This is a genomic window from Stenotrophomonas maltophilia group sp. P373 (assembly GCF_053295075.1).
In genome coordinates, this window is the sequence record NZ_CM129994.1 from 1,031,220 (window position 1) to 1,054,103 (window position 22,884).

21 protein-coding genes and 1 pseudogene are annotated in these 22,884 nt (G+C 67.1%); 12 read left to right on the forward strand and 10 right to left on the reverse strand.

The genetic code is table 11. The annotated features are described in order from the left end of the window. Positions 1 to 16: 16 nt before the first annotated feature. Positions 17 to 715, reverse strand: a complete 699-nt coding sequence (locus ACSYHF_RS04730) for a glutathione S-transferase family protein (RefSeq protein ID WP_111127633.1) — start codon at positions 713 to 715, stop codon at positions 17 to 19. Between the two features lie 115 nt (positions 716 to 830). On the opposite strand from ACSYHF_RS04730, the gene ACSYHF_RS04735 reads away from it, so the two are divergent. Beyond that, on the forward strand, positions 831 to 1,775 hold the full coding sequence (locus ACSYHF_RS04735; RefSeq protein WP_111127635.1) for a LysR substrate-binding domain-containing protein: 945 nt from the start codon (positions 831 to 833) through the stop codon (positions 1,773 to 1,775). Here ACSYHF_RS04735 and ACSYHF_RS04740 read toward each other — a convergent pair. Continuing rightward, on the reverse strand, positions 1,714 to 3,093 hold the full coding sequence (locus ACSYHF_RS04740) for an aminotransferase-like domain-containing protein (RefSeq protein WP_375367465.1): 1,380 nt from the start codon (positions 3,091 to 3,093) through the stop codon (positions 1,714 to 1,716). The genes ACSYHF_RS04735 and ACSYHF_RS04740 overlap by 62 nt on opposite strands. A gap of 132 nt (positions 3,094 to 3,225) precedes the next feature. Between ACSYHF_RS04740 and ACSYHF_RS04745 the strand changes: the two genes are divergently transcribed. Then, entirely contained in the window at positions 3,226 to 4,089 is an 864-nt protein-coding gene (locus tag ACSYHF_RS04745) for a DMT family transporter (protein WP_375367463.1), read from the forward strand. On the opposite strand, the pseudogene ACSYHF_RS04750 reads toward ACSYHF_RS04745, so the two are convergent. Further along, positions 4,079 to 5,063: pseudogene (locus ACSYHF_RS04750) on the reverse strand (LysR substrate-binding domain-containing protein). The gene ACSYHF_RS04745 and the pseudogene ACSYHF_RS04750 overlap by 11 nt on opposite strands. A gap of 107 nt (positions 5,064 to 5,170) precedes the next feature. On the opposite strand from ACSYHF_RS04750, the gene ACSYHF_RS04755 reads away from it, so the two are divergent. Next, positions 5,171 to 6,688: an MFS transporter gene (locus tag ACSYHF_RS04755; protein ID WP_065197131.1), complete on the forward strand. Its 1,518-nt coding sequence runs from the start codon at positions 5,171 to 5,173 to the stop codon at positions 6,686 to 6,688. 278 nt (positions 6,689 to 6,966) lie between these two features. Here the strand turns inward: ACSYHF_RS04755 and ACSYHF_RS04760 are convergent, their stop codons facing one another. Further along, positions 6,967 to 7,371 carry a GFA family protein gene (locus tag ACSYHF_RS04760; RefSeq protein WP_329841409.1) on the reverse strand — a complete coding sequence of 135 codons (405 nt, stop codon included), beginning with the start codon at positions 7,369 to 7,371 and terminating at the stop codon, positions 6,967 to 6,969. Between the two features lie 171 nt (positions 7,372 to 7,542). Here ACSYHF_RS04760 and ACSYHF_RS04765 point away from each other — a divergent pair, with 171 nt between their 5' ends. Both ACSYHF_RS04765 and ACSYHF_RS04770 read left to right on the forward strand, forming a co-directional pair. Then, positions 7,543 to 8,517 carry an Lnb N-terminal periplasmic domain-containing protein gene (locus tag ACSYHF_RS04765; RefSeq protein ID WP_065197111.1) on the forward strand — a complete coding sequence of 325 codons (975 nt, stop codon included), beginning with the start codon at positions 7,543 to 7,545 and terminating at the stop codon, positions 8,515 to 8,517. Then, complete coding sequence (locus tag ACSYHF_RS04770; protein ID WP_095377015.1) at positions 8,517 to 10,538, forward strand: esterase/lipase family protein; 2,022 nt, start codon at positions 8,517 to 8,519, stop codon at positions 10,536 to 10,538. Before ACSYHF_RS04765 ends, ACSYHF_RS04770 begins: the two co-directional genes overlap by 1 nt. 87 nt (positions 10,539 to 10,625) lie before the next feature. Here the strand turns inward: ACSYHF_RS04770 and ACSYHF_RS04775 are convergent, their stop codons facing one another. Further along, on the reverse strand, positions 10,626 to 12,047 hold the full coding sequence (locus ACSYHF_RS04775) for an MFS transporter (RefSeq protein ID WP_095377014.1): 1,422 nt from the start codon (positions 12,045 to 12,047) through the stop codon (positions 10,626 to 10,628). Between the two features lie 29 nt (positions 12,048 to 12,076). Here ACSYHF_RS04775 and soxR point away from each other — a divergent pair, with 29 nt between their 5' ends. Continuing rightward, positions 12,077 to 12,511: a redox-sensitive transcriptional activator SoxR gene (gene soxR / locus ACSYHF_RS04780; protein ID WP_005415534.1), complete on the forward strand. Its 435-nt coding sequence runs from the start codon at positions 12,077 to 12,079 to the stop codon at positions 12,509 to 12,511. Between the two features lie 78 nt (positions 12,512 to 12,589). Here the strand turns inward: soxR and ACSYHF_RS04785 are convergent, their stop codons facing one another. Further along, entirely contained in the window at positions 12,590 to 13,192 is a 603-nt protein-coding gene (locus ACSYHF_RS04785) for a short chain dehydrogenase (RefSeq protein ID WP_005415535.1), read from the reverse strand. A gap of 98 nt (positions 13,193 to 13,290) precedes the next feature. Here ACSYHF_RS04785 and ACSYHF_RS04790 point away from each other — a divergent pair, with 98 nt between their 5' ends. Continuing rightward, positions 13,291 to 14,166 carry a LysR family transcriptional regulator gene (locus ACSYHF_RS04790; protein ID WP_065197109.1) on the forward strand — a complete coding sequence of 292 codons (876 nt, stop codon included), beginning with the start codon at positions 13,291 to 13,293 and terminating at the stop codon, positions 14,164 to 14,166. A 60-nt stretch (positions 14,167 to 14,226) separates the two neighbouring features. Here the strand turns inward: ACSYHF_RS04790 and proC are convergent, their stop codons facing one another. Both proC and ACSYHF_RS04800 read right to left on the reverse strand, forming a co-directional pair. Further along, positions 14,227 to 15,048, reverse strand: coding sequence for a pyrroline-5-carboxylate reductase (gene proC / locus ACSYHF_RS04795; RefSeq protein ID WP_447576111.1), 822 nt, complete (start codon positions 15,046 to 15,048; stop codon positions 14,227 to 14,229). 18 nt (positions 15,049 to 15,066) lie between these two features. After that, positions 15,067 to 15,744 carry a YggS family pyridoxal phosphate-dependent enzyme gene (locus ACSYHF_RS04800; protein WP_095377011.1) on the reverse strand — a complete coding sequence of 226 codons (678 nt, stop codon included), beginning with the start codon at positions 15,742 to 15,744 and terminating at the stop codon, positions 15,067 to 15,069. An 87-nt stretch (positions 15,745 to 15,831) separates the two neighbouring features. Here ACSYHF_RS04800 and ACSYHF_RS04805 point away from each other — a divergent pair, with 87 nt between their 5' ends. The 3 genes from ACSYHF_RS04805 to ACSYHF_RS04815 all read left to right on the forward strand — a co-directional run bounded on the left by ACSYHF_RS04805 (position 15,832) and on the right by ACSYHF_RS04815 (position 19,215). Further along, positions 15,832 to 16,869 (forward strand): type IV pilus twitching motility protein PilT, encoded by a 1,038-nt coding sequence (locus ACSYHF_RS04805; RefSeq protein WP_004147099.1) that lies wholly within the window; start codon positions 15,832 to 15,834, stop codon positions 16,867 to 16,869. A gap of 146 nt (positions 16,870 to 17,015) precedes the next feature. Further along, positions 17,016 to 18,110 carry a PilT/PilU family type 4a pilus ATPase gene (locus ACSYHF_RS04810; RefSeq protein ID WP_049411044.1) on the forward strand — a complete coding sequence of 365 codons (1,095 nt, stop codon included), beginning with the start codon at positions 17,016 to 17,018 and terminating at the stop codon, positions 18,108 to 18,110. A gap of 121 nt (positions 18,111 to 18,231) precedes the next feature. Next, on the forward strand, positions 18,232 to 19,215 hold the full coding sequence (locus ACSYHF_RS04815) for an aldo/keto reductase (protein ID WP_005415540.1): 984 nt from the start codon (positions 18,232 to 18,234) through the stop codon (positions 19,213 to 19,215). A 55-nt stretch (positions 19,216 to 19,270) separates the two neighbouring features. Here ACSYHF_RS04815 and ACSYHF_RS04820 read toward each other — a convergent pair whose 3' ends face one another. Both ACSYHF_RS04820 and ACSYHF_RS04825 read right to left on the reverse strand, forming a co-directional pair. Continuing rightward, complete coding sequence (locus tag ACSYHF_RS04820) at positions 19,271 to 20,170, reverse strand: LysR family transcriptional regulator (RefSeq protein WP_262221352.1); 900 nt, start codon at positions 20,168 to 20,170, stop codon at positions 19,271 to 19,273. 223 nt (positions 20,171 to 20,393) lie between these two features. Continuing rightward, positions 20,394 to 21,308 carry an IS110 family transposase gene (locus tag ACSYHF_RS04825; protein WP_111126928.1) on the reverse strand — a complete coding sequence of 305 codons (915 nt, stop codon included), beginning with the start codon at positions 21,306 to 21,308 and terminating at the stop codon, positions 20,394 to 20,396. Between the two features lie 484 nt (positions 21,309 to 21,792). On the opposite strand from ACSYHF_RS04825, the gene ACSYHF_RS04830 reads away from it, so the two are divergent. Together ACSYHF_RS04830 and ACSYHF_RS04835 are read left to right on the forward strand one after the other, a co-directional pair. Then, on the forward strand, positions 21,793 to 22,005 hold the full coding sequence (locus tag ACSYHF_RS04830; RefSeq protein WP_197598428.1) for a DUF4287 domain-containing protein: 213 nt from the start codon (positions 21,793 to 21,795) through the stop codon (positions 22,003 to 22,005). 108 nt (positions 22,006 to 22,113) lie between these two features. Further along, complete coding sequence (locus tag ACSYHF_RS04835) at positions 22,114 to 22,821, forward strand: YitT family protein (protein ID WP_005415543.1); 708 nt, start codon at positions 22,114 to 22,116, stop codon at positions 22,819 to 22,821. Positions 22,822 to 22,884: the final 63 nt, after the last annotated feature.

Below are 22,884 nucleotides of genomic sequence, written 5' to 3' on the forward strand. Positions count from 1 at the left end.
AGAGACAGCACAGGGCTCAGGCCGCTGTGGCCTCAAGCACGTCTTCCAGCCTCACCTCGCCGAGGAAGCCACCACTGCTGGTTGCCGGCTGCTGCGCTTCGATGGCGTGGGCGAACTGCACGCCCGCGTCGTCCTGCAGGCGTTCGAACAGCTGCTGCACCCTGGGGAACTCGCGGCGGTCGACGACCTGGTGAAAGTCGTTCCAGCGCGCGATGCCGGCGAAGTAGGCATCGGCGAAGCTGCGCTGTTCGCCCAGCAGCCACGGGCCCGTACCGATCATCTGCTCCAGCGCCTGGTGGGCGTGGCGCACCTTGGTCGTGCCATAGGCACCCAGCACCTCGGCTTCATCACCTTCCGCATGCTCCAGTGCGTGCCAGAGCGGCGCGTAGGCACCGAAGAAGCTGGTGTTGAGATAGGCCAGCCGGTGGTTGAGGCGATCGAAGCCAGCCGTGCCCTGTGCGAAGCCCAGCCCCTGCGCGATGCCCTTCGCAGCCAGGTGGTTGAGGATTGCCAGGCTCTCGCTGAGCAGCTCGCCCTGCGGGGTTCGCAGGGTCGGGGTTTCGCCCAGTGGATTGAGGCGGCGGTAGTCTTCGCCCTGCACCTGGCCGGGCATGTCGATGCGGCACAGCTGGTAAGGCTGGCGCAGCCACTCCAGTGCAACGATGGAGCCGAACGAGCAGCCCGAGGGCACGCCGTAGAAGAGGATCGGGGTCATGGCAGATTTCCGGTTCGAGCCGCGATGCGGCGGGTGAGGAAAGCGTGCCAGCATGGACATTACCGCTGAAGCCGTCCGAATGGCATCCTGAAGTCCACACGTGTGGACGTTGCGCATGCTCAACCTCAATGATCTGGCCCTGTTCGTGACCGCAGTGGAGCAGGGTGGTTTCGCCGCAGGTGGGCGCCATCTGGGCCTGCCGCGCTCGACCCTTAGCAAGCGCGTGGCGCTGCTGGAAGAACACCTCGAGGTGCGGCTGCTGCAACGCAGTTCGCGCCGCTTCGCGCTGACCGAGGTCGGCCAAGAGTTCTTCGAACGCGCACGCGCGGCGTTGTCGGAGGTAGAGGCTGCGGAGGCCATTGTCCGCGACCGCCAGGCCGAACCCAGCGGCACCGTGCGCATCAGCGCTTCGATTCCGGTGGTGCAGGGCGAGCTCGCCGCGTGCCTGCCCGCATTGGCCCGCCGCTATCCGCGGCTGCGCATCGAAGTTGAAGTGAGTGATCGTTTCATCGATCTGGCGCAGGAGGGCATCGACATCGCCCTGCGCAGCCACTTCGGTCCGCTGCCGGATTCCGGGTTGGTGCAGCGAATGCTCGGTAGCGAACGCATCGTGCTGGTGGCGGCCCCTGGTTATCTGGCAGCCGCGCCGGCAGTGGACACGCCCGAGCAGCTACGCGCGCATGCCGGCCTGCTGACCGCGCGCCATGCAACGCGCTGGACGCTGCACAGCGCCGACGCCGGCACCGTGCAGGTGGAGCCGCAGGTGGCGCTGGTCGGCAATGAATCGCAGCTGCTGATCGCGGCGGCAGAAGCGGGTCTTGGCATCACCGTGCTGCCCTACAGCCTGTGTGCGGCGGCCATCGCTGCTGGCCGCCTGCAGCAGGTCCTGCCGGCGTGGCATGCCGGCGAAGTCACCACCAGCGTGCTGCTGCCGCATCGTCGCGGCCAGCTGCCGGGCGTGCGCGTGGTGGTGGATGCGCTGGTCGCGCATTACCAGCTCATCGCAGCGCGCGTGCCAGTACCTGCCAGATCCTCGGGTCCTGGCACTGCGAGACGTTGAAACGCAGATAGTCGGCCGCGCGCTGCGACTGGCTAAACGCGTTGCCCGGGGCCAGCACGATGCCTTCGCGCAGGCACTGCCGTGCCAGCGCAGCAGCATCGCGGCCATCGGGAAGCTGGCACCAGAGGAACAGGCCGGCTTCCGGTTGCAGCCACGGGGTGATGCCCAGCGTGTGCAGTTTCCGCAGTGTGTGCCGGCGCGCATCGGCCAGCCGCGAGCGTATCGACTGCATGTGGCGTCGGTAGCCACTGTCGGTCAGCGCGATGTGCATCAACTGCATCGCCAGATGGCCGCCGCCGAAGCTGGTGGCCAGCTTCAGGTCGGTCAGTGCTTCGATCCAGTCGTGGCGTGCAGCGATGTAGCCACAGCGCGAGGCGGCCGACAGGGTCTTGGAGAAACTGCCGACGTGGATCACCCGCGACAGCCCATCCAGCGCAGCGAGGCGCGGTGCCGGCTGCAGTTCGAAGTCGGCGAAGATGTCGTCCTCGACGATGATCAGTTCGCTGCGTTCGGCCAGCCCCAGCAGCCGATGCGCGGTGCTGGCCGAGAGCACCGCACCGGTCGGGTTGTGCAGGCCCGAGTTGGTGATGTACAGCCGTGGCGAATGGTCCTGCAATGCACGATCGAACGCTTCAAGGTCCGGGCCGGTGGGTGTGTACGGCACACCCACTGCCTGTACCTGGTGCGCCTTCAGCAGCGCGTGGTAGTTGAAGTAGCTCGGGTCATCGACCAGCACGCAGTCGCCGGGCTTGAGCAGGAAACGGCAGATCAGGTCGACCGCGTGCGTCCCGGAGTCGGTCAGCAGGATCTGCTCCATCGGTGCATCGATGCCGAGCGTGGCGCTGCGCCTCTGCAGCAGCTGGCTCAACGCGGGCAGCCCGAGTGGTCCGGCGTAGTCGACCAGATGCACTGCATCGGCACGCGCCAGCCGACGCAGGCCGCGGCGCATGCCATCGTGATACAGCCAGTTACTGGGCATCCACCCGCACCCCGGCTTGAGGTGGCCCGGCGGGGTTTCCAGCGATTGCCGCGACACCCACAACGGATCCACCGCGCGGTCCAGCCGCGGTTCCATTTCGGCCAGGGCGAGCGGTGCGGCCGGTCCGCTGACGTAGAAGCCGGAACCGGCACGCGCGCTGATCAGCCCTTCGGCCGCCAGGCGCTCGTAGGCTTCGACCACGGTGGAGACCGACACCCCCATCGCTGCCGCCTGCGCGCGCACCGAAGGCAGGCGGGAGCCGGGGCCATCGACCCGCGCGGTGATGCGGTTGCGGACCGCCTGGATGACCGATTCGATGCGGGTAAGCGGACGTGGCATGTCAGCACTGTAGTGGAAGTGTGGGCAATACAGTTCTTTGCGACTGTACTGGATTGTAGCTGGGGCGGTTCCGCCATGGATGCTTCCATACAGGCTCCGCCAGGCGTCGCCTGGCACTTCAGGATCACAGGCGTGGAACGGTCGGCGAGCGGTTGGATCAATGGCTTCATCGGGGTGGTGATTTTCGCGGGCTCGTTGCCGGCCACCCGCCTGGCGGTGCTGCAGCTGGATGCCGGGTTCGTCACCGCCGCACGCGCCACCATCGCCGCCGTGCTTGGCCTGGGCCTGCTGCTTATGCTGCGCCAGCCGTGGCCGCGGCGCGGTGACCTGCCTGGGCTGGTGGTGGTCAGCCTCGGCGTTGTGGTCGGTTTTCCACTGCTGACCGCGCTTGCGCTGCGCCACGCGTCATCGGCACATACCATCGTGTTCCTCGGCCTGTTGCCGCTGAGCACTGCGCTGTTCGGCGTGCTGCGCGGTGGTGATCGGCCGCGCCCGGCGTTCTGGTTGTTTTCGTTGCTGGGCAGTGCCTGCGTGGTCGGCTATGCGGTGCGCAACGGCATCGAGGCCTCGCTGCAGGCCGACCTGCTGATGCTGGCGGCCATCGTGGTGTGCGGGCTGGGCTATGCCGAAGGCGGCCGGCTCGCCCGTCATCTGGGCGGCTGGCAGGTGATCAGCTGGGCACTGCTGCTGGCGTTGCCGGTGATGCTGCCGTTGACGGTGCTGATGCGCCCGGCCTCGTTCACTGCGGTCGGTGCCTCGGCGTGGTGGGCGCTGGGCTACGTGGCGGTGTTCAGCATGCTAATCGGCTTCCTGTTCTGGTACCGCGGGCTGGCGCAGGGCGGCATCGCCGCTGTCGGCCAGTTGCAGTTGCTGCAGCCGTTCTTCGGCCTGGCCCTGGCCGCGCTGCTGCTGCACGAATCGGTCAGCCTCAGCATGGTGCTGGTGACCGCGGTCGCGGTGATCTGCGTGGCAGGCGCCCGCCGCTTCAGTCGCTAGGAAAAAGGGGACGGACGGGGTTAAGTCGTAACTGGCCCTGCTGTGCCTGAAACGACTTAATCCCCTCCGTCCCCTTTTTATGAGGCGTCCTGGAACAGGTTGGCAACGGCGTAGTCGATGAACACCCGCAGGCGTGCACTGGGATGGCGCCCACCGGGCCATAGCAACGAGAACTGCCCCTGGTACGTGGGCAGCGCAGGCAGCACCCGTTGCAGGCGGCCATCGTCCAGCGCGTCAGCGGCGAGGAAGTCCGGCATCCAGGCCAGGCCCATGCAACCGATCGCAGCGGCCAGCACGGCTTCCATGTTGTTGCAGGTCATCGCCGTGGGAAGGCGCGCGCCGGCATCGCCTTCGATACCCGGCAGCTGCCACGGATGCAGCCTTCCGGTGGTGGGGTAACGGAAGCGCAGCGCGGTATGCATGCGCAGGTCGCCTACATCGCCGGGTGTGCCGTGCGCCTGCAGGTAGCCCGGCGCCGCACAGAGGATGAAACGAAAGCCACCCAGTCGCCGCGCGGTCAGGCTGGAATCGGCCAGTTCGCCGCTGCGTATCACCGCGTCCAGGCCTTCGCTGACCACATCGACGATGCGGTCGTTGAAGTCCAGTTCCAGCTGCACCTGCGGGTAGCGCTGCTGGAAGCCGGGCAGCACCGGCAGCAGGAAGCGGTAGCCGATGGTGGGCAGGCCGATGCGCAGCAGTCCGCTGGGGGCGTGCTGTCGTTGCGCCAGATCTGCCTGCGCTTCGGAAAGTTCGTCCAGCGCACGCCGGCAGCGTTGCAGCAGCAGTTCGCCTTCGTCGGTGAGGTGCACGCGGCGGGTGGTGCGCTGGAACAGGCGCGCGCCCAGGTCGAGCTCAAGGCGGGCGATGCGCTTGCCGACGGCCGAGGCTGACAGGCCGAGTACGCGGGCCGCACCGACGATGCTGCCTGCCTCCGCGGTGCGGACAAAGGCGAGCAGGGCGGAGATGGAGTCCATGGGGAGCATGATTGCGGAACGGTTGGACGTAATCAACGTCCATCGAGCCTGTTTTTCTGGAATAGCGGCCTGTCCATCATCAATGCCCCTGATGGATGGAGGCCCGCATGGCCCCGGATTCGATGCTCCCTGTACCTGTCCGCGCGCAGCAGCGCTGGGCCCTGCTTGCGGTCTGCCTGGCCGCGCTGGCGTTGCCGTTGTCCTTCACCGCCGGCGCCGTCGCGGTGCCGGTGCTGTCCCGCTCCTCAGTGGCATCGCCCACTGCGCTGGCCTGGGTGACCAACGCCTTCATGCTCACCTTCGGCAGCCTGCTGCTCGCTGCCGGTGGCCTGGCTGATCGCCATGGCCGACGGCGGATGTTCCTGCTGGGCACGGCCGGCTTCACCGTCGCGACGGCCGCTGTATGCCTGTCGCCTACGCTGCTGTGGCTGGATCTGGCGCGCGCTCTGCAGGGCGTTGCCGCTGCCGCAGCGCTGGCCTCGGGCACCGCTGCGCTGGCGCAGGGCTGGCAGGGACCGAGGCGTGCCCGTGTCTTCGCCCTGCTGGGCACGACATTCGGTGCGGGCCTGGCGCTGGGGCCGCTGCTCGCGGGCCTGTTGCTGCAGGCGCTAGGCTGGCGCAGCGTGTTCGCTGCAGGCGGTGTGCTGACGTTGGCGGCGTTCGCACTGGCCGCGCGCGCGTTGCCCGAAAGCCGGGGCGAGCGCGGACGGCTGGACATCGCCGGCATGCTGGGCTTCAGCCTGATGCTGGCGGCATTGACCCTGGCCCTGCTGTGGCTGGGAGAGTACGGCCTGCACGCCGGTCGCGTGCAGCTGGCGCTGTTGGCGACGCTGCTGTTGGGCGGCGCGTTCGTCTGTGCCGAACGGCTGCATCCTTCCCCGTTGCTGGACCTCTCACTGTTCTGGCAACCGGCGTTTCTCGGCGTCCAGCTGCTGCCGGTGGCGACCTGTCTGGGCTACGTGGTGCTGCTGGTCGTGTTGCCTCTGCAACTGCTGGGCGTGCATGGCCAGAGCACGACGCTGGTGGGACTGCAGATGCTGGCGCTGTCCGCGCCGATGCTGGTGCTGCCGATGCTGGCTGCGCGCTGGGCGGAGCGCGTTGGAAGTGCGCGGCTGTGCACGCTGGGACTGCTGGTCTGTGCCTCTGGCCTGTACCTGTTGTCGCGCCACGCATCGCAGCCGTCGCCCTTGCAGTGGGTGCCGTTGCTGATGCTGGTCGGTGCAGGGACGGCCTTGCCATGGGGCCTGATGGATGGGCTGTCGGTGAGCGTGGTGCCTGTACAGCGTGCGGGCATGGCCGCCGGCATCTTCGGAACCGTGCGGGTAGCGGGCGAAGGCATCGCCCTGGCCGCAGTGACGGCGCTGCTGGCGATGCTGGTCGACCAGCAGCTGCATGGGGCATCGCCCGCGTCGTTGGCGCGTGCCGGTGCCTATCTGGCGAGCGGGTCCCGCGACCAGGCGGCGGCACTGCTGCCGGCGATGAGCGGTGAGCAGCTGCAGCAGGTCAGCGCCAAGGCGCTGGCAACACTGCTGCGTGTACTGGCGCTGCTGACGGCTGTGTGTGCTGTGTTGTTGCACCTGTTGCTGCGGAAACGCAAAGGCACGTTGGCCGAGCATACGGCGTAGCAGGCTCATCGCCCCCTCCGCCGTCATCCCGTTGTCGTCTTCCGCTCACGCCGCCCATGCCCACCCAGGTCTAATGTTGATCGTCCCCGTCCCCCACGGAGACCCGCCATGTGGCTGCTCGACCATCTCTGGCCCGGCCGTAGACCGCTTCCTCCCCCGGCCGCGGATGCGCCGCAGGTGCCGCCACGCCGGCCCTGGCTGAAACGCCCTGTGCGGGCGGGGCGCAGCGGCATGGCGCCCTGGCAGAAGGTCGCCACGCCGCCGCGGCGCACGCGCCACTAGCCGGTGCGGTCTGACGGGTGGTTGACCCCGTCGCTGACCGGAATGACCCCCAGCGCGAACGGATCAATGCCCTCCAGGCAGGCCACGTTGTAGCCGTACTGGTCGGGGTTGGAGCGGCGCCGGTGATGGGTGTAGATGCCGCACACCCCGCAGAAGTAGTGTTCGGCCACATGGGTGTTGAACTGGTATAGCTGCAGGTGGTTCTGCCCGCGCACGACCTGCAGGCCCGCGCGGGCAACGCTGGCTGCAATGGCACCCCGGCGCCGGCACATCGAGCAGTCGCAACGGCGCGGGTCGACGATGCCGTCCGGCAGGTCCAGCAGCAGCTCGACCGTGCCGCAGTGGCAGGTGGCGCGGTGCTGGGGTTGGACCGGAACGCCGGCCACGGAAGTGATGCCCATCGTTGCTCCTGTGAAGTGAACCTGGCCGCATGGACCGCCGCAGACGGTGCGCCGGCGTGCCTGAACAGGCCGTAGATGCCACGGTGAACCCGCTTGTGGCTAACTATGCGGCTTCGGGACCGCGACAGGATGCCAGTGAAAGCCGCAGGACGTTGGATGACAGGAAGTGCCATGGCGCTGGCAGCGCTGTGGGTGGCCGGGCTGCTGGCCTATCAGATGCCGGGGCCGGGCTGGCTGGCGAACGGCATTGCGGTGCTGTGGCTGCTGTTTGCGCTGTGGGCGTCGTGGCGGGTCGCGCGTGGTCGCAGCAACCGCCGCCTCGGCATGGCGTATGGCGCTGCGCTGGCGCTGGCCGGCCTGTGGTGGCTGCTGCTGACCCCACGCCAGGACCGCGTGTGGGCCGATGACGTGGCCCAGCGCCTGCATGTGGTGTCCTTCGACGGGCGCCACGTGGTGTTTGACAACGTGCGCGATTTCACCTGGCGCAGCGAAACCGACTACGACGCGCGCTGGGTGCGCCGCGAATACGACCTGGACCAGTTGCGCTCGGCCGATCTGGTGCTGTCGTACTGGATGGGCCCGGCGATCGCCCACACCCTCATCTCGTTCGGTTTCGAGGACGGTCGCCACGTGGTGTTTTCGCTGGAGATCCGCAAGGAGCGCGGCGAATCGTTTTCGGCACTGGGCGGGTTCTTCCGCAAGTTCGAGATGACCCTGGTGGCCTCGGAAGAGACCGACATCATCCGCACCCGCACCAACGCGCGTGGCGAGGATGTCTATCTGTACCGCCTGCACGGCATGGACCACGCGCAGCTGAAGGAACTGTTTGCCGCGTACATCGCGCAGGCGCGCGAACTGGATGCGAAGCCGGGCTTCTACAACACGCTCACCAGCAACTGCACCACCATCGTCTTCGACCTGGCCCGCCACATCGCGCCGCGCCTGCCGCTGGACTACCGCCTGCTGCTGTCCGGGTATCTGGCCGAGTATGCGCAGGAGGTCGGCGCACTCACCCCAGGCGTGCCTTATGCCGAGCTGCATGACAAGGGCCGCATCACCCAGCGTGCGTTGGACCTGGGCAGCGGCGACCACTTCTCCACCGTGATCCGCCAGGGCGTACCTGGCACCGAGCAGGACCCGCAGTAATGACTCGACTCCTCCTGATCCGCTGGCAGCGTGCGCTGCCGGTGTTGTTCGCCGCCTTCCTGCTGCTGGGCAGCAGTGGTTGCGCGATGGTCACCGTCAAGCAGGTCAAATCCAGCGATTCGCTGGTCAACAAGCGTGCCGACGTGCTCAATACCGGCAAGCTCAGCCCCGCTGCGCGCGAGACGCTAAGCGCGGCAGGCCTGGACGAATCGCAGTGCGAGAAGGACTTCCTGGTCTGCCGCAGCACGCTGCTGATGACCGACGATCTCAATGTCGAGCAGCGGCTGTCTGCGCTGTCCGAACTGTGGGTGAAGGCCGCGCTGGCGCTGACGCCGAAGAAGACCGCAGCCGGCGATCCGCCGATGAGCGACGCAGCGCTGGACGCTTGGCTGGAAGCCGCGCGCTACGCCTATGCCTACCTGTTCTACAGCGGCCGCTCACCATCGGATCGCGCCTTCGAAGACCGGCAGACGCAGGTGCGTGACTACTACAACTACGCGGCCGAGAAGGCGGCGGTGGTGCTGTTCGTCCGCGCGCGCGCCGCTGCGTTGGCTGGCGAGGACTACACGAAGCCGATCTCGGTTGGCAGCTGGTCGCTGGCTTCCAACTACCAGCAGCTGAACCTGAAGAGCATTCCCGCGCAGCTGGTGCCGGCCGGCACGGTCAGCTTCGTCGGGCTGCGCAGTACTTATCGCCGTGATGGCTTCGGTGCCGAGCTGGTGATGGTGATGGACCCGCCGAAGCTGGTCGCACCGGTGATCGCGCCTGAGGGCCCGAAGGCGGAGACACCGCAGGATGACGAAGAGGGCGCACGCCGTGGCCGCCGTCATCGGCATGACGATTCGGTGCCCGAGTTCAGCGAGATGTCCTCGATCAACGTCACCGCGTTGCTGCGCTTCGAAGGCAGCAGCCTGGACGATGTGATGCGGACGCGCCGGGTTGAACTGGATGCCTATTCGCCGGAAGCTACCGAGCGCATCACCCTGCACGGCGAACAGGTGCCGCTGGCCGGCAATTTCACCGCGGCCTACGGCCTGTGGCTTGCCCAGAGCGGTTTCGCCCGGCAGTCACTGCGCACCCTGTTCGGCATGAGCGAGGGCATCGGCGAGCCACACATCTACCTGATGCAGCCGTGGGACCCGAACCGCCGCATCATCTTCATGCTGCACGGCCTGGCCAGCAGCCCGGAAGCCTGGGTGAACCTGGCCAACGAGATCATGGGCGACCCCGAGCTGCGCCAGCAGTTCCAGGTGTGGCAGGTCTATTACCCGACCAACGCACCGATCGCGCTGAACCGCTACGAGATCGCCAATGCGTTCAACGACACGCTGAAGCACTTCGATCCCAATGGCAGCACGCGTGCATCGAAGGACATGGTCTACATCGGCCACAGCATGGGCGGCGTGCTCGCGCGGCTGCTGGTGAGCGATTCCGGTGACGTGCTGTGGAACGACCTGCTGGCCAACTATGACCTGAAGGGCGAGCGTCTGAAGCGCGTGCAGAACAAGCTGGGGCCGTTGCTGCATTTCAAGGCACAGCCGAACGTGGAGCGTGCGATCTTCATCGCTGCGCCGCACCAGGGCACCGATATTGCCGGCAACAAGGTCGGGCGCCTGCTGGGCCGGCTGGTGCGCCTGCCACTGACCATCCTCGGCAAGTTCGAGGACGTGTTCATGGCGCTGGCGCAGGCCGAGCAGCAGGTCGATGGCACGGCCAAGCCGAAGATTCCCAACAGCATCGACAACCTCAAGGCCAGCGACCCGTTCGTCAAGGCCGCAGCGCAGCTGCCGATCGAAGCGGGACTGAAGTACCACTCGATCATCGCCCAGCGCAAGCCGGAGCTGCCGGTGGACAAGTCCGATGACGGACTGGTGCCGTACTGGAGTGCGCACCTGCCGGGTGCACAGTCGGAGAAGGTCATCATTTCCGGCCACAGTGTGCAGGAGACCCCGCAAGCGGTGCTGGAAGTCCGGCGCATCCTGCACCGGGATATCGATGACGTGGGGACGGCGACCCGGTAGTGCCGGCCGCTGGCCGGCACTCTCCGCGCACGCGGGAATTCCGTGATGGTGCCGGCCAGCGACCGGCACTGCCGAAACCCGGCGGCGCTACACCCGCCGCGCGATCACCGCGGCCAGCACCGCCAGGCCGAAAGTGATCGCCAGGCACAGCAGGTAGCCGGTGTGCGGCGCGCTTTCCACGAACAGCGCGAACAACGCACCGGAGACCGCCAGCGCGGTGGTCACCGACAGGGCCTCGCTCAGCTGCAGGGCCGACGTGTTGGCACCCTGCTCATGCGCTGCTGACAGCGAAAGCGTGAGTACCGAGAGGCTGGCGTAGATCATGCCCATGCCGAAACCGGTGACCGTCCAGCCCACCAGGGCCACCGGCAATGGCACTGCATTGAACAACACCGCAAGCGTTGCGGCGATGCCGACCGTCATCATCGCCGTGCCGACGCGCAGCAGCTGCTGGCGTGACCAGCCGCGCTGCTGGTGACCCTGCAGCCAGGAGCCGGCGAACCAACCGAGTGCGCCGAGGCTGAGCACCGCGCCGGCCCAGCTGGGCGGGAGCCCGCGTTCGCGCTGCAGCAGCAGCGGCAGGTAGGCTTCGCAGGCGAAGAATGCGGCAGCGGCGACGCCGCGCAGTGCGATCACGCTGGGCAGGCCCCTGCGCAGGATCAGCGTTCCGGCCGGCAGCAGGCGATGCACGCATAGCAGCAGCGCCAGCATCGCCACGCCGATGCAGAGCAGGGCGGTCGGACCGTGCTGCTGGCCGCCGAAGTACAGCAGCAGCGCCGCCAGCGATGCACCACTGGCCCAACGTACGACGTTGCCGCGCCCCTCGTCGTCGTTGCTGTCGGCGGAGGGCTGCATGCGCGCCAGCGCAGGCCGCAGCAACAGGGCAGCAGGGACTGCCAGCAGCGGTACCGCCAGGAACACCCAGCGCCAGCCGAGATGCTGGACGATCAGGCCGCTCAGCGCCGGGCCGACCATCGAGGGCACCACCCAGCCCGCCGAGAATGCCGCGAACACCTTCGGCCGCAGGTGCTCGGGGTAGCTGCGGCCGACCATCACGTACAGCGAGACCGAAATCGCGCCCGCACCCAGGCCCTGCAGCAGGCGCCCGGCCACCAGCATGCCCATGCGCACGGCGAAGCCGGCCAGCAGCAGGCCCAGCACGAAGCACGCCAGGCCGTACCACAGCGGCCGTGCCGGGCCCTGGCGGTCGGCCCAGCGTCCGGCCAGGGTCATGCCGATCACGCTGGTGGCCAGTGTGCCGCCGAAGGCCAGCGCGTACAGGCGCAGGCCGCTGAGTGCTTCGGCCACCGTGGGCATCGCGGCAGCGACGGCCAATGCTTCGAAGGCGTGCAGCGCGACCAGCGCGACCATGCCGAGGGTGGTGGCGCGGTAGCGCGCGGACAGGATCGATGTGTCAGCCGGCAGGCGGGTGTCGGCGGGAGAGAGGGTCGGGGTCATACCGGTCAGGGGCGGGCCGCGCTTGTCAACGGGCGGCGAAGATAGCAGCATGCCACCTCAACTATAGTTGAGGTCAAGCAATGGCATCCCAGGAACTCAGCGTTGGCGAGGTCTCGCAGCGCAGTGGCGTGGCCGTTTCCGCACTGCATTTCTACGAGCGCAAGGGGCTGATCAGCAGCCTGCGCACCTCGGGCAACCAACGCCGTTACAGCCGCGACGTGCTGCGCCGGCTGGCGGTGATCCGCGTTGCGCAGCGGGTGGGCATGCCACTGGAAGCGGTCGGCCGCGCCTTCGAGAGCCTGCCTGAAGGCCGTGCACCGACCAAGGCTGACTGGGCCAAGCTGTCCGCGCGCTGGCGCACCGAGCTGGAAGAGCGCATTCACATGTTGCAGCTGCTGCGCGATGAATTGACCGGCTGCATCGGCTGTGGCTGCCTGTCACTGCAGCATTGCCGCCTGGCCAATCCTGGCGACGTTCTCGGCGAACGCGGCGACGGCCCGATGCGCTGGGAATGAAAAAGGGGACGCGCTCCCGGTAGCGCCGGGCCATGCCCGGCGGACGAAAACGACTTGATCCCCTCCGTCCCCTTTTTCTTACCAGACCGTGATCGTCTCGCCGCTCTGGATGCCTTCCACCGCGCGCTGGAAGGCCAGCGCCGCGCGTTGCGCGCTTACCGCTTCAAAGCCCGGGAAGTAGGGGCCGTAGGCCGCCATCGATTCGATCAGTACGTTCGGGCTGACCACGTTGATGCGCAGGCCGCGCGGCAGCAGCTCCAGTGCGGCAGCGCGCACGAAGCCTTCCAGTGCGGCATTCACTGCGGTGGCGTTGACGCCGTCGCGGATCGGCTGCGCGCTGATGATGCCGCTGGTCAGGGTGATCGAGCCACCGGCATTGAGGTGGTGCTGGGCGGCCAGTGCCAGCCGCACCTGGCCCAGCAGCTTGTCCTGCAGGCCGCTGTTGAACTGTGCCGGCGTCATCTCCTGCAGCGGTCCGAAATGCACCGAGCCGGTGGTGGAGATCACCGCATCGACTGCACCGGTGCGGGCGAACAGTTCGGCGACGCTGGCGTCGTCAGTCAGGTCCACACGCAGTTCGCCACTGCGGCGGCCGGCGGCGAGAATCTGATGCTGTTGGCCGAGCTGACGGGCGACTGCCTGGCCGAGGGTGCCGCTGGCACCGACGAGGAGAATCTTCATGGCCGTTCCTTGCGTGAGGGAGTGAGCGCAGTCTGCGCCGTCACAGTGGGGTTAGGTAAGCGGCGTATGATTCGTAGATTCCTAACTCTGGATTAGCAATGGATACCCTTCGCTGCATGCAGGCCTTCGTGGCAGTGGCCGAGCGCGGCAGCTTCGCCGGCGCCGCCGAACAGCTGCAGGTGTCGGCGGTGATGGTGGGCAAGTACATCCAGCAGTTGGAAGCACATCTGGGCACCGCGTTGCTGCAACGGAACACCCGCCGCCAGCGCTTGACCGAAGCCGGCAGCGCCTACCTGGCCGGGTGCCGGCAGGTGCTGGAGCAAGTGCAGCAGGCCGAGGCCGATGTGGCCGGCCTGCAGGTACAGCCGCGTGGCCTGTTGCGGGTCAGCGCGCCCACCACCTGGGGCAGCTGCGTGCTGGCGCCGCAGCTGGCTGGCCTGCTGCGTGCGCAGCCGCAGTTGAATATCGAGCTGGACCTGAGCAACCGCCGCGTGGACCTGATCGAAGATGGCTTCGACGCGGCGATCCGGGTCGGGCCGTTGCCATCGCAGGAGGTGGTGGCGCGGCCGCTGCCGCCGTATGCGATGAGCCTGTGCGCGGCGCCGTCTTACCTGCGCAGGCGCGGCACGCCGCGAACACCGGATGACCTGCAGGGGCACGACTGCCTGAGCCATCTGGCCTGGCGCGGCGGGCATGGCTGGCAGTTGGCCAACGGCGAACAGGTCGACTGGGAGGCGCGGCTGAGCAGCAACGATGGCTTCGCATTGCGTGAAGCCGCCGTGGCCGGGGCCGGGCTGGTACTGCAGCCCACCGCACTGCTGGCGGCGGAGATCGCAGCGGGGCGGTTGAAGCCGCTGCTGCGCGACTACCTGCCCGAACCGCGGCCGATGCACCTGATCTACCTGCCCGATCGACGCCCGCGCCCGCGTTTGCAGTGCTTCGTCGATTTCGTCATGACCACATTGGGGCAATGATCATCGGGATAGATGGGGTCCGATCCCTTTGCCGAGGCAAAGGGATCGGACCCCAGGGGATCAATCATTCGCCGCAGACAATTCCTGTCCACGCACCTGCGCGGCGCGCAGTGCCTTGTCCACCAGTGCCTCGAAGCCGCCAGCCTGGAAGCTCTCGATCGCGGCCTGGGTAGTGCCATTGGGTGACGTCACGCGGCGGCGCAGTTCTGCGGGGCTCTCACCGGCCTCATCCAGCATGCGCGAGGCGCCCAGCAGGGTCTGCACCACCAGCGTGCGCGCGGCGTCGGCCGGCAGGCCCTGGGCAATACCCGCCGCTTCCATCGCTTCGGCCAGCAGGAACACGTAGGCTGGTCCGCTGCCGGACACGGCAGTCACCGAATCCATCAGCGCCTCACTATCGATCCACACCGTGCGCCCGGCACTGGCCAGCACCTGTTCGGCCTGCGCGTGCTGCTGCGCATCCACCGATGCAGTGGCATACAGGCCGGTCACGCCGGCGCCGAGCAGAGCGGGGGTATTGGGCATCGCACGCACCACCGGCAGGTTGCCACCCAGCCAGCGTTCCAGCTGCGCGCTGGTGATGCCGGCGGCGATCGACACCACCAGCGGCCGGTTTGCCTGGGCCAGTGCCTGCAGCGACTGGCAGACCTCACGCAGCACCTGCGGCTTCACCGCCAGCAACCAGGTGCCGCCCTGTGCGGCGGCATCGGTGGCGTTGTCGTGCACTTGCACGCCGAAGTCGGCAGCCAGCGACTCGCGCAGCGCTGCAACCGGTTCGGCCACATGGATGTGCGCGGCGGGCACGCCCTGGCGGATCAGGCCGGCGATCAGGCTGCGCGCCATGTTGCCGCCGCCGATGAAGGTGATGGAATCAGCTGCCATGGATGTCTCCTTGGAAAATCAGGCCGGTCGCGCGCGCGCGCCGAACAGGGCGGTGCCGATGCGCACCAGGGTGGCACCCTCGGCGATGGCTTCGGCGTAGTCGCTGCTCATGCCCATCGACAGCGTGTCGACCTGTGCATGCTGGGCGGCCAGCGACTGGAAGAGTGTGCGCATGCGCACGAACGCATCCCGACGGCGCTCGGCCTCGGGCCACGGCGCGGGAATCGCCATCAGGCCACGCAGGCGCAGGGTGGGCTCGGCGGCAATCGCCGCGGCCAGCCCCTCGACATCCTCCGGTGCACAGCCGTGCTTGCTGGATTCATCGTCGATGTTGACCTGGATCAGCACGTTCAGCGGGCCGCGTGCGGCCGGGCGATGGCGCGCCAGCGCCGTTACCAGCTTGGGCCGGTCCACGCTCTGCACCCAGTCGAAATGGGTGGCCACCGCCTCGGCCTTGTTCGACTGCAGGTGGCCGATCAGATGCCACTCCAGCGCCAGGTGCTGCAGCGCCTGCATCTTGGCCAGCGCTTCCTGCACATAGTTCTCGCCGAAGGCCTGCTGGCCCTGTGCGGCCAGCGCAGCCACGGCCTCGGCCGGTTGGGTCTTGGAAACGGCCAGCAGGCGCGGATCGGGCCGGCCGGCCGCCTCGGCGGCGGCATGCAGGTTGCTCAGGATCTGGGGCAGGGGAGTGGCCACGTAACGCGTTCCGTTGAATCAGGAGGCTATACTGCCGCCCGGGGAAAGATCCTTCCAGTCGAAGCCGTTATTGGGGAGTAGCCGCTCATGGATATCGCCGAACTGCTGGCGTTTTCCGTAAAGAACAAAGCGTCCGACCTGCACCTGTCTGCAGGCCTGCCGCCGATGATCCGCGTGGACGGCGACGTTCGCCGGATCAACATCCCGGCCCTGGACCACAAGCAGGTCCACGCGCTGGTGTACGACATCATGTCCGACAAGCAGCGCCGCGATTACGAGGAATTCCTCGAAGTGGACTTCTCCTTCGAGATCCCGTCGCTGGCGCGCTTCCGTGTGAACGCGTTCAACCAGAACCGCGGCGCCGGTGCGGTGTTCCGTACCATTCCGTCCGAGGTGCTCACCCTCGAAGACCTGGCCTGCCCGCCGCTGTTCCGCGAGGTGATCCAGCAACCGCAGGGCCTGATCCTGGTGACCGGCCCGACCGGCTCGGGCAAGTCGACCACGCTGGCGGCGATGATCGACTACATCAACAAGAACGAATACGGCCACATCCTCACCGTCGAGGATCCGATCGAATTCGTGCATACCTCGCAGAAGTGCCTGATCAACCAGCGCGAAGTGCACCGTGACACGCATGGCTTCAACGAAGCACTGCGCTCGGCACTGCGTGAGGACCCGGACATCATCCTGGTCGGCGAACTCCGCGACCTGGAAACCATCCGCCTGGCACTGACCGCCGCGGAAACCGGCCACCTGGTGTTCGGCACCCTGCACACCAGCTCGGCGGCCAAGACCATCGACCGTATCATCGACGTGTTCCCGGCCGGCGAAAAGCCGATGGTGCGTTCGATGTTGTCCGAGTCGCTGCGTGCGGTGATCTCGCAGGCACTGCTGAAGAAGGTCGGTGGCGGCCGTACCGCAGCGTGGGAAATCATGGTCGGCACCCCGGCCATCCGCAACCTGATCCGCGAGGACAAGGTGGCGCAGATGTACTCGGCCATCCAGACTGGCCAGCAGTACGGCATGATGACCCTGGACCAGCATCTGCAGGACCTGGTCAAGCGCAGCCTGATCACCCGCAACCAGGCCCGCGAGTACGCCAAGGACAAGCGCCTGTTCGAGTAAGGCGGGACAGCGACGGGCGGCGCGCGCAATGGCGCGGCCGCTCCGTGTTGTTTCCTCCACCGACCGTTACCTGGTAAACCGCTTTCCGGGAGCCCGCCGTGAACACCACCGCGACCACCATCGATTTCACTTCGTTCCTCAAGCTGATGGCGCACCAGCGCGCCTCGGACCTGTTCATCACCGCCGGCATGCCACCGGCGATGAAGGTCAACGGCAAGATCTCGCCGATCACGCAGACGCCACTGACGCCGCAGCAGAGCCGCGACCTGGTCCTCAACGTGATGACCCCGGCGCAGCGCGAGGAATTCGAGAAGACCCACGAATGCAACTTCGCCATCGGCCTGTCCGGTGTCGGCCGTTTCCGCGTGAGCTGCTTCTACCAGCGCAACCAGGTCGGCATGGTGCTGCGCCGCATCGAGACGCGCATTCCGACCGTGGAAGAGCTGAGCCTGCCGCCGATCATCAAGACGCTTGCGATGACCAAGCGCGGCATCATCCTGTTCGTCGGTGCTACCGGTACCGGTAAATCGACTTCGCTGGCGGCGATGATCGGTTACCGCAACCAGAACTCGACCGGCCACATTATCACCATCGAAGACCCGATCGAATTCGTGCACAAGCACGAGGGCTGCATCATCACCCAGCGCGAAGTCGGCATCGATACCGACAGCTGGGAAGCCGCGCTGAAGAACACCCTGCGCCAGGCGCCGGACGTGATCATGATCGGCGAGGTGCGTACCCGCGAAGGCATGGACCACGCCATCGCGTTCGCCGAAACCGGCCACCTGGTGCTGGCCACGCTGCATGCCAACAATGCCAACCAGGCGATGGACCGCATCGTCAACTTCTTCCCGGAAGACCGCCGCAACCAGCTGTTGATGGACCTGTCGCTGAACCTCAAGGGCGTGGTCGCGCAGCAGCTGGTGCCGTCGCCCGATGGCCGCTCGCGCAAGGTGGCGATGGAGATCCTGCTGGGCACGCCGCTGGTGCAGGATTACATCCGCGACGGCGAGATCCACAAGCTGAAGGAAGTGATGAAGGACTCGGTCCAGCTGGGCATGAAGACCTTCGACCAGAGCCTGTTCGAGCTGTACCAGGCCGGCGAGATCAGCTACGAGGACGCGCTGCGCTACGCCGATTCGCAGAACGAGGTCCGCCTGCGCATCAAGCTCAGCCAGGGCGGCGACGCGCGCACCCTGTCGCAGGGGCTGGATGGGGTGGAGATCTCCGAAATCCGTTGACCCGGCCGGCATCGGTCATGGCCGGATTGATGAATTCCAGTCATGACCGACTGCGGTCCAACCGGCTCAATCCATCGCCGCTGCAGGCGTATCGTCAGCACTCCCCCTCTGGAGTACGACGATGCAGACACGTGAACTCGGCCGCAGCGGCCTGAAGGTTTCCGCTCTGGGCCTGGGTTGCATGGGCCTGACCCATGCCTACGGCCAGCCCGTCGAACCGAGCCAGGGCATCGCCCTGCTGCACGCTGCCGTCGAGCGCGGCGTGACCTTCTTCGACACCGCCGAGGTGTACGGCCCGTACACCAACGAAGACCTGCTCGGCCAGGCCTTGGCGCCCTACCGCGACAGGCTGGTGATCGCCACCAAGTTTGGTTTCAAGGACGCGCGCACCGATGCCGGCCTGGATAGCCGCCCGGAGAACATCCGTGCCGTGGCCGAAGCCAGCCTCAAGCGCCTGCGTACCGACCATATCGATCTGTTCTACCAGCACCGCGTCGACCCGAACGTGCCGATCGAGGATGTGGCCGGCACCGTGCGCGACCTGATCGCCGAGGGCAAGGTCGGCCACTTCGGCCTGTCCGAGGCCAGTGCTGCCACCGTGCGTCGCGCGCATGCCGTGCAGCCGGTCGCCGCCGTGCAGAGTGAGTATTCGCTGTGGTGGCGCGAGCCGGAGCGTGAGCTGCTGCCGACGCTGCAGGAGCTGGGCATCGGCTTCGTGCCGTTCAGCCCGCTGGGCCGCGGCTTCCTGACCGGTGCGATCAACGCCGATACCACCTTCGACGCCAACGACTTCCGCAATACCGTGCCGCGTTTCGAAGTGGAGGCGCGCCGCGCCAACCAGGCGTTGGTGGATCGCATCAGCACGATTGCGGCAGCGCGCGGTGCGACGCCTGCGCAGGTCGCACTGGCCTGGCTGCTCGCGCAGGCACCGTGGATCGTGCCGATTCCGGGCACCACCAAGGTTCATCGCCTGGAAGAAAACCTGGGCGCGGCCGACCTGCAGCTGGCGCCGGAAGAACTGCAACGCATCGCGCAGGCGCTGGACGAAGTGTCGATCGTTGGCGAGCGTTACAACCCGCAGCGTGCGGCACAGGCCAAGGGCTGACCAGCCGGTGAGTGCGGACCGTTGGTGGTGGGTGCGGACCGTTGGTCCGCACTCCTCAACGCCCCATCGGCCCGCGCAGCGCATCAAGCACCGTCCGCATCGCCACGGTCACGTGGCGGCGCGAAGGGTAATACGCGTAGTAACCATCGAAGTGCGGGCACCAGTCGTCCAGCACTGATTGCAGCCGTCCATCGTCCAGCATCGGCTGCACCTGGTCTTGCGGCAGCCAGGCCAATCCGCTGCCGGCCAGCGCAGCGGTGCGGGTCATGCCCATGGTGTTGAACGTCCACTGGCCGCTCACGCGCACGCTCAGTTCATTGCCGTCCTGGCCGAAATCCCACGGCATCAGCCCACCATGCGTAGGCAGCCGCAGGGTCACGCAGTTGTGCCCGGCCAGGTCGTCCGGGTGCCGCGGCACCACGTGCTGGCGGAAGTAGCTGGGCGCCCCGACCACGCGCATGCGCAGCGGCGGGCTGATCGGTACGGCGATCATGTCGCGCGCCAGCCGCTCGCCGAGGCGGATGCCGATGTCGTAGCGCTCGGCCACGATGTCGGCCAACCCGTAGTCGGCCGCCAGTTCCACCTTCAAATCCGGGTACTGCTGCAGCAGCGGCGCCAGCCTGGGCCAGGCGATGTACTCGGCGGCGTGGCCGGTGGCATTGATGCGGATGGTGCCGGCCGGGCGTTCACGGTACTCGGCCAGCGCGGCCAGCCCGTCCTCGATCTCGGCCAGGCGCGGGCCCAGGGTATCGAGCAGGCGGGCACCGGCTTCGGTGGTCGAGACGCTGCGGGTGGTGCGGGTCAGCAGGCGCACGCCCAGGCGCTGCTCCAGTCCGCGCATGGCATGGCTGAGCGCGGACTGGGACACGCCCAGCTGGGCGGCAGCCTTGGTGAAGCTGCCCTCGCGGGCAACGTGGACAAAGGCCTGCAGATCGTTGAGATTTTCGCGGGGCATGCGGGAATGATACGGCCGGGCTGCGCCCGGCACCTGCTTCAAGCCAAGGCAACGTCAACGTCAAATGCGTGCATTCCGTGGGATGGCGGGGTGGGTCCGGTTGAGGGGGCGCCGTAAATACATGTAGCAACTGTGTTGACGGAGGGGCCTGGCCCCTCCATGAGACGGGCACGGTAGTGCCGGCCGCTGGCCGGCAGCCTTTTGGGGCACGCGCAGGCTGGCTTCAGGCGGGGATCGATCCGCCTTGAGCGTCACGCACGCGGGCGTTGAGAATCACCAGCATCTTCCGCATCACCGCCACGATGGCCACTTTCCCTTCCTTGCCGCGGGCCCGCAGCGACCGGTAAAAGTCCCGCAATCGTGGCTCATGTCGCATGGCCGACATGGCCGACATGTAGAGCACCTGGCGGATCTCGGCCCTGCCACCGTGGATGCTTCGCCTCCCTCGCATGGCCCCGCTGTCGTGGGAGATCGGCGCCACGCCGACCAGGCTGGCAATGGCTTTTCCGCTGATCTGACCCAGCTCAGGCAGGTAGCTGGCCAGCACCGCCTGCAATGCCGGGCCAACCCCTTTCATCGACTTCAGCACTGCCAGTTGGGGCTGCTGCGCGACCTGTTCAGAGATCTGCTTCCCCAGTCGCTCGACCAGTGTCTGCAGGCGAATGATGTTGCCTTGCATCTGCCGGCGTAGCTCGCGGTCAGTCACCATTTCCTGCTGTTGGCGGGCTACGGTCAGTGCCTGCATCGTTTGTCGACGCGCCCGCACAAACTCGCGCAGTTTCCGCTGCCAGGGCTCCAGTGGCTGATAGGAAGGCAGTTCCACCAGTGCGGCCATCTGCGCCAATACAAGAGCATCCAAGCGGTCCGTCTTGGCCACTTTACCCAGCCCCTGAGCCAGTCTACGCGCCCGCAGGGCGTTGGCGCGGATCACCGGATGGCCGGCCTTGTGAAGAAAGTCCAGGACAGTCTGCTCATAGCCGCCAGTGGCTTCCAGAACGATCTGAATGGCCGGCCGCGTGCTCAACCAAGTGCTCAATTCAGCATAGCCAGAGGGGCTATTGCTGACCTGCACAGTCTCGCCGTCTGTCGTGCCGATATCCAGTCGGCGCTTGCTCACATCGATCCCGATCCCGTTCATTGCCCGACTCCGTATAGTCTGGAAGGGTCGAGAGCTCCCCCGCTTGCCCAGTCTTATCGCTTCGAGTGTCAGCTCCAGCAACTGTTCGGGCGGATCAAGGGAGAATCCGGTGTGGGCGCCAAGCTACATGGCGATCGTCGAGATCCAGGCTCGTACGGCGGCCCACGCCGGCTCTCGACACCTACGCTGACAGATTTCCATCAGATAAGGCTCGGTCGCCGCTTGCTCGTGTGCGCTGTCCTGCGCACACGGCAAGACCGGGGTTGGGCGTCTTGCCCAACCCGCCCGAGGCATGCCTCGGGCCCATGCGGCTCGCGCCCCCTCAACCGGACCCACCCCGCCTTCGACAGTTTCCCGCGAGCTGTTGGAACGGCATTCTGCTTTGGTGGGTGCCGACCGTTGGTCGGCACTGGGTCGGGCGTGTAGGGATGTCGATTTCAGGGACTGTGGTTCGTCGAATGAATGACTTCAACGGGAGCTGCAGATGAGCACTGACACCAAGCCGAAAGGCCCGGCCTCGTATTTCCCCTCCATCGAGAAGACCTACGGGCAGCCGGTGGCGCACTGGTTCGGGCTGCTGGCGGGGAAGAACGGCCTGAAACACATGGAACTGGTCAGCTTCCTGAAAAGTGAGCACGGTCTGGGCCATGGGCACGCCAACGCGCTGGTGGCGCACCATCTGGCCGGCAAGGGGTGACCGGCGGCCGGCGGAGCGGGCTGGGGCGCATTCAGCTGAACGATTTCATCTGCAACTGTCATGCAGATCGTGTCTAATACCGCTCCCCACCTGCTGTTCCCCACCCGCATGTCCCTTCCCTCCCATGGCCCCGCGCCGTGCGACGACGCTGACGGCCACCTGGTCACCGCCGGTCCGCTGACCCCGCCGCCCGACAGCGCCGGCACCACCGCCGACGACAAAGCGCTGCGTCACTCGATCGCCGAGGACGTGCAGGGCATGGTGCTGGCCACGATGGTGGCCTCGCTGGGCCTGGCCATCTTCGCCAAGGGCGGGCTGATGATCGGCGGCATGGCGGGCATGGCCTTCCTGCTGCACTACGCGATGGGCTGGAACTTCGGCCTGGTGTTCGTGCTGGTCAACCTGCCGTTCTACTGGGTGGCGCTGCGGCGCATGGGCTGGGAATTCACCCTGAAGACCTTCGCCGCGGTCACCGCCTGTGGCGTGCTGACCGACCTGCTGCCGCGCTGGATCGACTTCTCGCACATCAACCCGCTGTACTCGGCGATTGTCGGCGGTGCGTTGTCCGGCCTGGGCATCCTGTTCTTCATCCGCCACCGTGCAAGCCTTGGCGGCATCGGCATCCTGGCGGTGTACCTGCAGCGCACCCGTGGCTGGAGCGCGGGCAAGGTGCAGATGTCCTACGACGCGTGCCTGATGGTGGCCGCGTTCTTCGTGTTGTCGCCGTCGAAGGTGCTGTACTCGGCCATCGGCGCGGTGGTGCTCAGCCTCGTGCTGATGTTCAACCACCGCCCTGGCCGCTACATGGGCGTGTGACGTTCAACGGTGTTGCCGGCCAGCGGCCGGCACTACCGGAACCCATGCATGGCAGCGCCGGGC